The 5,841-nt window shown below is 58.3% G+C and carries 6 protein-coding genes and 2 pseudogenes; 6 read left to right on the top strand and 2 right to left on the bottom strand.

Annotation, left to right across the window (positions count from 1 at the left end):
* Window positions 1-84 precede the first annotated feature (84 nt).
* Window positions 85-1,005: pseudogene (locus tag HNH97_RS16535) on the top strand (DUF3363 domain-containing protein); the annotation flags it as partial.
* Window positions 1,006-1,026: 21 nt separating this feature from the next.
* Here HNH97_RS16535 and HNH97_RS18325 read toward each other — a convergent pair.
* Window positions 1,027-1,272 carry a glutathione binding-like protein gene (locus HNH97_RS18325; RefSeq protein WP_010512013.1) on the bottom strand — a complete coding sequence of 82 codons (246 nt, stop codon included), beginning with the start codon at window positions 1,270-1,272 and terminating at the stop codon, window positions 1,027-1,029.
* A 117-nt stretch (window positions 1,273-1,389) separates the two neighbouring features.
* On the bottom strand, window positions 1,390-1,635 hold the full coding sequence (locus tag HNH97_RS18320) for a glutathione S-transferase N-terminal domain-containing protein (RefSeq protein ID WP_010512015.1): 246 nt from the start codon (window positions 1,633-1,635) through the stop codon (window positions 1,390-1,392).
* A gap of 93 nt (window positions 1,636-1,728) precedes the next feature.
* Between HNH97_RS18320 and HNH97_RS16520 the strand changes: the two genes are divergently transcribed.
* From HNH97_RS16520 to HNH97_RS16500, 5 genes and pseudogenes are all read left to right on the top strand, one after another.
* Window positions 1,729-2,274, top strand: coding sequence for a TetR/AcrR family transcriptional regulator (locus HNH97_RS16520; protein WP_014106942.1), 546 nt, complete (start codon window positions 1,729-1,731; stop codon window positions 2,272-2,274).
* Window positions 2,275-2,362: 88 nt separating this feature from the next.
* Window positions 2,363-2,584: a hypothetical protein gene (locus HNH97_RS16515; protein WP_010512019.1), complete on the top strand. Its 222-nt coding sequence runs from the start codon at window positions 2,363-2,365 to the stop codon at window positions 2,582-2,584.
* A complete protein-coding gene (locus HNH97_RS16510; protein ID WP_014106943.1) occupies window positions 2,581-3,159 on the top strand; it encodes a zeta toxin family protein in 579 nt (192 codons plus the stop codon). Before HNH97_RS16515 ends, HNH97_RS16510 begins: the two co-directional genes overlap by 4 nt.
* Window positions 3,160-3,329: 170 nt before the next feature.
* A pseudogene (locus tag HNH97_RS16505) lies at window positions 3,330-5,333 on the top strand (conjugal transfer protein TraG).
* On the top strand, window positions 5,330-5,785 hold the full coding sequence (locus tag HNH97_RS16500; RefSeq protein ID WP_010512024.1) for a hypothetical protein: 456 nt from the start codon (window positions 5,330-5,332) through the stop codon (window positions 5,783-5,785). The pseudogene HNH97_RS16505 and the gene HNH97_RS16500 overlap by 4 nt, the downstream one beginning before the upstream one ends.
* Window positions 5,786-5,841 lie beyond the last annotated feature (56 nt).

The raw sequence follows: 5,841 nt of genomic DNA, 5'->3' as shown, positions 1-5,841 counted from the left end.
GGAGGCCATCGCAAAAACCGTCAATCAAATCGCCAAAACCCAGAAATTACCGGCCAAGCACATCAATCAGGGGTTCTTCGATCCCTCCAGGTCGGACGGCTGCGGCGACTGGAACGGATGGGCCTTGCCCATGAGGTCGGGGTCGGACAATGGCGGCTGGAGGAAACGGCGGAAGTCACCTTGCGCGAGATGGGGCAGCGCAATGACATCATCAAACGCATCCACCGTGGTCTGAGTGAACAGGGGATCGAACGGCCCTCGTCGTCATGGGTGCTGGCCGGGGAAGACCCGGCCGAGCCGGTGATCGGACGTCTGGTCGCGCGCGGTCTGGATGATGAACTGAAGGGGAGTGCCTATGCGGTGATCGACGGCGTGGACGGGCGCATGCACCATGTCCATCTGCCATCACTGGAAGCGGCCGGCGACGTGCCGCACGGTGGGCTGGTTGAACTGCGGACCTATCAGGATGCGAAGGGACAGCGACGGGCGACACTTGCGGTGCGGTCCGATCTGCCGATCGGAGAGCAGGTGCTGGCGCGGGGCGCGACATGGCTGGACCGCCAGCTTGTCGCTCGCGAACCGGTGGCGCTGGGAGAGGGTGGTTTCGGCGCGGAAGTGCGTGACGCGCTACGCCAGCGCAGCGCTCATCTGGTCGAGCAGGGGATCGCACAGCAGGACGGAGCGCGCGTGCGCTATCCGCGTGGCATGGTCGCCTCCATGCGGGCGCTGGAGATGCGGGACGTGGCCGGGCGTCTGGCGCGCGAAACCGGCCAGCCCATCCAGAGTGCTGAGGCCGGCGAGTACGTCACTGGAACCTACCGACAGCGGCTGACCCTCGCTTCGGGGCGCTTTGCTATGATTGATGGCGGCCTCGGGTTCCAGCTTGTTCCCTGGACGCCATCGCTGGAGAAACAGATCGGACGTCATGTCTCCGGCGTCGCACGGGAGGACGGGGGCGTGGACTGGTCGTTCGGCCGGAAGCGGGACATGGGGATCGGGCTTTGATCGCCCGCTTCGCTGGCCAACTTAGTATGGTAACGTCAGCATACCGGGCATCGGGATGAAATTGGGGAGACGGCTGACCCGTGTCATCCACGCCATTAACGCGGGGAAAGGCCTTACGTCCACACTGCCCTCGTGCGCAACCGAGAGGTAAGGAAAGACTGCACAGTCGGCGATTGTAGGATGGCTTGATGCCAGCCACTCTCGGCTTTCCAGATGTTTGTTGAGGATTGGAAGAATCTTGGTGCTCCAGTGAAGGGCGGCCTCCATGTCGAGATCGACACCGAACTTCCTGATCAGACGTGCGGCATTCGGCCCATTGCGGATCTCACAGGCTGCAACTGACAGCCACCCGACAATGTTCGCCTGAACGCGTCTGTCATCGGGTCACCATCGCTGGTCGGACAGACTGCAAGCCAGATAGACGAGAATGGCCTGAGAATCCCGGACGACCGTCTCGCCATCGACGAGAACCGGTACTTCCTGAAATGGATTCAGGTCCGTAAACAACGAGCTGTGTTGCTCATCTTTGGAAAAATCAACCGGCACAAGGTCAAGAGGAATGCCGGTAAGGGCTGCAAACAGGCGCACCTTGTAGCAATTGCCGGATACATCGAGATCATAGAGTTTCATGACTGAGTCTCCTGACGATGGACTGACACTTTGAGAATGAAATGATCCCGGAATCAGGAAACCAGACCGATCGGTCTTAATGGAAGAATAAAGATGAAAGCATCCTATGACGATATCGTGATTGCTGCGCGCGAACTCTTCCGGGAACGGGGATACACCGGCGCTTCGATGAACGACCTGGCCGAGCGGGTCGGTCTGAAGAAGTCCAGTCTTTATAATCGTCTTCCAAGTAAGGAATCGCTCGTCGTTGATGTTCTCGAATTGACCCTGAAGGAAACTTTTGAAGGGCTTCCCGATCCGGCAGTCGACTGGATGCACACTTATCGAGAACTGATCGACCGTATTGTCGCAGTCTTTAGCGAGCGTGGACGATGTGTAGGCTTCCACCTGGCTTTCGGAGTCCCGATTGACACGCCAGAGGCGAAGACGGCTGTCCGGGATTTCGTAATTGCATTGCGCGCCCGAATGGCGGAAATCCTCGAAAAGGGTGCGGTTGATGACCCTATGCGGGCAGCCACGGACGCCCTGACACGTTTGCAAGGAGCTACATTCTGGCTGGCGGCCCTCGACGAAATAGAACCGCTCAGACGGGAAGCGGTCGGTGTTCTGGCTTCTGTGGGGATATCAACGCAGGCCTGATGTCCGTCTGGGCAAAAGACCTCTGCGCGTCAGACAACGATTGTGCTATGAGTGACTCCATAGAACGTCATGGATAAACGGGGTCGTCATGTCCGAATACAAGATGCAGGAGCGGCAGCACTATGCATGGGCCAGCTTTGAGGCGGTCCGCGTTGCTGGCGAGCGGGCACGGGAAGCCCGGACAGCGAGCGGCGAGATCATGACCTATGTCCAGAAGGGATGGGTTGTGCGCGAATTTCCCGGCGGTCGGGTTGAACGTCTTGCACCGCTGGAAGAGTTCCGCGACGAAGATTTTCCCTATCCCGCGTGACACGATTACTGATTTACGCAGGACCGAACGGCTCCGGAAAAAGCAGTCTGCGGGTTGGCACGAGCGCTGACATTGAGCCGGTCGACATCGTCATTGACCCCGACCAGATAGCGCGGGGGATCAACCCAGGCAGCCCGCGCGATGCAGACAGGGAGGCCGGACGGCGAGCCATCGAGATATTCAACGCGTCGCTGGCCGCCGGGAAGTCGATTTCTCTCGAAACGACATTATCTGGCCGTTCCGTAATCCGTCGCATCACGGCGGCGCGGAACGCCGGATATCATATCGAGCTGAGATATATTGCTCTGGCGTCGGTCGAAATGAATGTTCAGCGCGTCAGGGCACGTGCTGCGGGTGGTGGACATTTCATTGAACCGGAAGCCATTCGCAGACGATATATTGGCAGTCTCGCCAATCTTCCGACTGTTATTGGCCTGTCTGACCGTGTTGTCATCTCCGATAATTCAGGCGTTATGCCGGAGCCTGTGCTTGAAATCGAGAATGGTCAGATTGTGCGTCGAGGTATGACTATGCCTGCATGGCTGGTCAGCACATGTCCGGACTTCTGCCGTTAGTGCGTTTTGTCGCCAAGACCAGACACGCTGTTGGAATGGGTTCTGGTAACGCTTGCGCCGACAATTTTACGCCTCTTTGCGCCGGGCCGCGCAGGTAGGGCGGAAAACATTGAATCCAGTTAAGTGTCTTCGTTTCCTTTCTTCCATGGGTTTCTATGGAGGAAAGCACTATGTCCGGATCACGGATTTTATGGGGGCAGGTGAGCGTCGTCCTGCTCATGATCATCCTGTCATGGTGGATGGCGACGCAATGGGTGGCGTGGAAACTGGGCTTTCAGCCCCAGCTTGGTCAGCCCTGATTCACGCTTGCGCATCATTGGCCTGTCTACTGGCCCCCCATGGTTTTCTGGTGGTGGTATGTCTACGACGCCTATGCCCCGGATATTTTTAATCAGGGCGGGTGGATCGCCGGTAGTGGCGGCGTACTGGCTGTTGTGGCAGCGGTCGCGCTTTCCATTCGTCGGGCTCGTGAGGTAAGACGGGCCGCAACCTATGGAAGCGCACGCTGGGCCAGCCGTGAGGAATTGCAGCAATCCGGATTGCTCGATCCCGATGGGGTCATTCTCGGGCAGTATGGACGGGATTATCTCCGTCATAATGGTCCTGAACATGTCCTGTGTTTCGCGCCGACCCGTTCCGGTAAGGGGGTGGGGCTTGTCATTCCGACCCTGCTGACATGGCCGGGATCAGCCATCGTCCATGATATCAAGGGAGAAAACTGGCAGATCACCGCAGGTTTTCGGGCGCGTTTCAGCAGCGTGCTCCTGTTCGATCCGACCAATCCTGCCTCTGATCCCTACAACCCCCTGCTTGAAATCCGGCAGGGGGAGTGGGAGGTACGCGACGCCCAGAATGTCGCGGACGTGCTTGTCGATCCCGAAGGATCGCTTGAACGCCGGAACCATTGGGAGAAAACATCACACTCTCTGCTGGTGGGCGCCATCCTCCATGTTCTGTATGCGGAGAAAGACAAGACGCTCTACGGTGTTGCCAATCTTCTGTCTGATCCGAAACGCTCAATTGAAGCCACGCTTGCTGCGATGATGCAGACGAAGCATCTGGGCAAGGATGGCCCGCATCCGGTGGTTGCATCCGCCGCCCGTGAACTGCTGAACAAATCTCCCAACGAACGGTCTGGTGTGCTCTCCACCGCCATGTCGTTTCTTGGCCTGTATCGTGATCCGGTCGTCGCGAAAGTCACTTCGCGTTGTGCCTGGCGGATTGCGGATATTGTCAAAGAGCGTCGTCCGACCACGCTTTATCTCAGCGTGCCACCCTCGGATATCAGTCGCACCAAACCGTTGATCCGTCTGATGCTGAACCAGATCGGGCGCAGACTGACAGAGGATCTGAACGCGCATAAGCATAACCATCGCCTGCTGATGATGCTGGACGAATTCCCGGCGCTCGGGCGGCTTGATTTCTTTGAAAGCGCTCTCGCGTTCATGGGTGGTTACGGCATCAAAGCTTTTCTGATCGCCCAGAGCCTGAATCAGATAGAGAAAGCCTACGGTCAGAACAATTCGATCCTCGATAACTGTCACGTCCGGGTCAGTTTTGCCACCAACGATGAACGGACTGCCAAGCGGGTCTCAGATGCATTGGGCACTGCCACGGAAATCAGGTCACAGAAAAACTATGCCGGGCATCGCCTGTCACCCTGGCTGGGGCATCTGATGGTTTCGCGGCAGGAAAGTGCCCGCCCGCTTCTGACGCCAGGTGAAATCATGCAACTTCCACCAACCGACGAGATTGTCATGGCGGCGGGGACGCCACCCGTTCGTGCGAAGAAAGCTCGATATTATAGTGATGCCCGTTTCCGGGAGCGCGCACTGCCACCGCCCCAACCAGGAACGATATCAGCACCGACCGCGATACAACCGGATGACTGGACCAGACGTCCCTTGCCCGAGACGGTGGTGCATGGTGCCGCCCCCCCACTGTCAACGCAGGAAGAAGAAACGCCTCTGGGGGCCGGTCACAAGCGCACACCGGACGCCGATCCGAGTGATATTCCACCGCGTACGGAGAGGGATGACACGCGGGAGCAGACGAAATCACCCGAAGCTGGCAATCGCACGACACGGTGGGACCGGGACTTTATGGATCTTCAGAAGGTAGCGCGGCTGGCCGCCATTGACCGTGATGATGGGATGGAGATCGGTGGACCATGAAACGCTCCCGCAAGAAGCAGCAGATGACGGTCTATCTCGATCCCGATCTGTTCAAAGCTGTCAGTGATACGGCCACCCGTCGCCGTCAGTCCGGCTCCCTCGTGGTCGAGACGGCTCTGTCTGTCTTTTTCTCTCCTGAAGAGGGGACCGGACAGGCCGCACTGACCCGACGGCTGGACCGTGTCGATAAACGCCTGTCCCGACTGGAGCGCGATACCGGGATCACCGTCGAGACATTGGCCCAGTTCATCCGTTTCTGGATGATCATGACGCCCGCCTTGCCCGAAAGCTCGGCTGCTGCTGCACGGGCGCAGGCGGCCGAGCGTTATGAAGGCTTCATCGAAGCGCTCGGCAGGCGTCTGGCGACAGGCCGACGTCTATATGAGGACGTTCTTCCTCCTGACGCACAAGTCAGTGCTAGCACTACAGTTGCATTTTGTGTTGAGTTCTGAATCGATGGGTAACCATGATTCAGGATATGATGAGTGGCGGTACGTCTGTTGAAGAG

The organism is Gluconacetobacter entanii, assembly GCF_013155425.1.
In the GTDB taxonomy this organism is placed as follows: Bacteria; Pseudomonadota; Alphaproteobacteria; order Acetobacterales; family Acetobacteraceae; genus Novacetimonas; species Novacetimonas entanii.
The sequence above is the reverse complement of the archived record's forward strand: the minus strand, read 5'-3'. Positions and strand labels throughout refer to the sequence as shown.

What these genes read in the sequence shown, in the direction of transcription:
- HNH97_RS18325 (WP_010512013.1), bottom strand. Translation starts at nt 1,272, where the DNA reads ATGGAGGCCGCCCTTCACTGGAGCACCAAGATTCTTCCAATCCTCAAC.
- HNH97_RS18320 (WP_010512015.1), bottom strand. Translation starts at nt 1,635, where the DNA reads ATGAAACTCTATGATCTCGATGTATCCGGCAATTGCTACAAGGTGCGC.
- HNH97_RS16520 (WP_014106942.1), top strand. Translation starts at nt 1,729, where the DNA reads ATGAAAGCATCCTATGACGATATCGTGATTGCTGCGCGCGAACTCTTC.
- HNH97_RS16515 (WP_010512019.1), top strand. Translation starts at nt 2,363, where the DNA reads ATGTCCGAATACAAGATGCAGGAGCGGCAGCACTATGCATGGGCCAGC.
- HNH97_RS16500 (WP_010512024.1), top strand. Translation starts at nt 5,330, where the DNA reads ATGAAACGCTCCCGCAAGAAGCAGCAGATGACGGTCTATCTCGATCCC.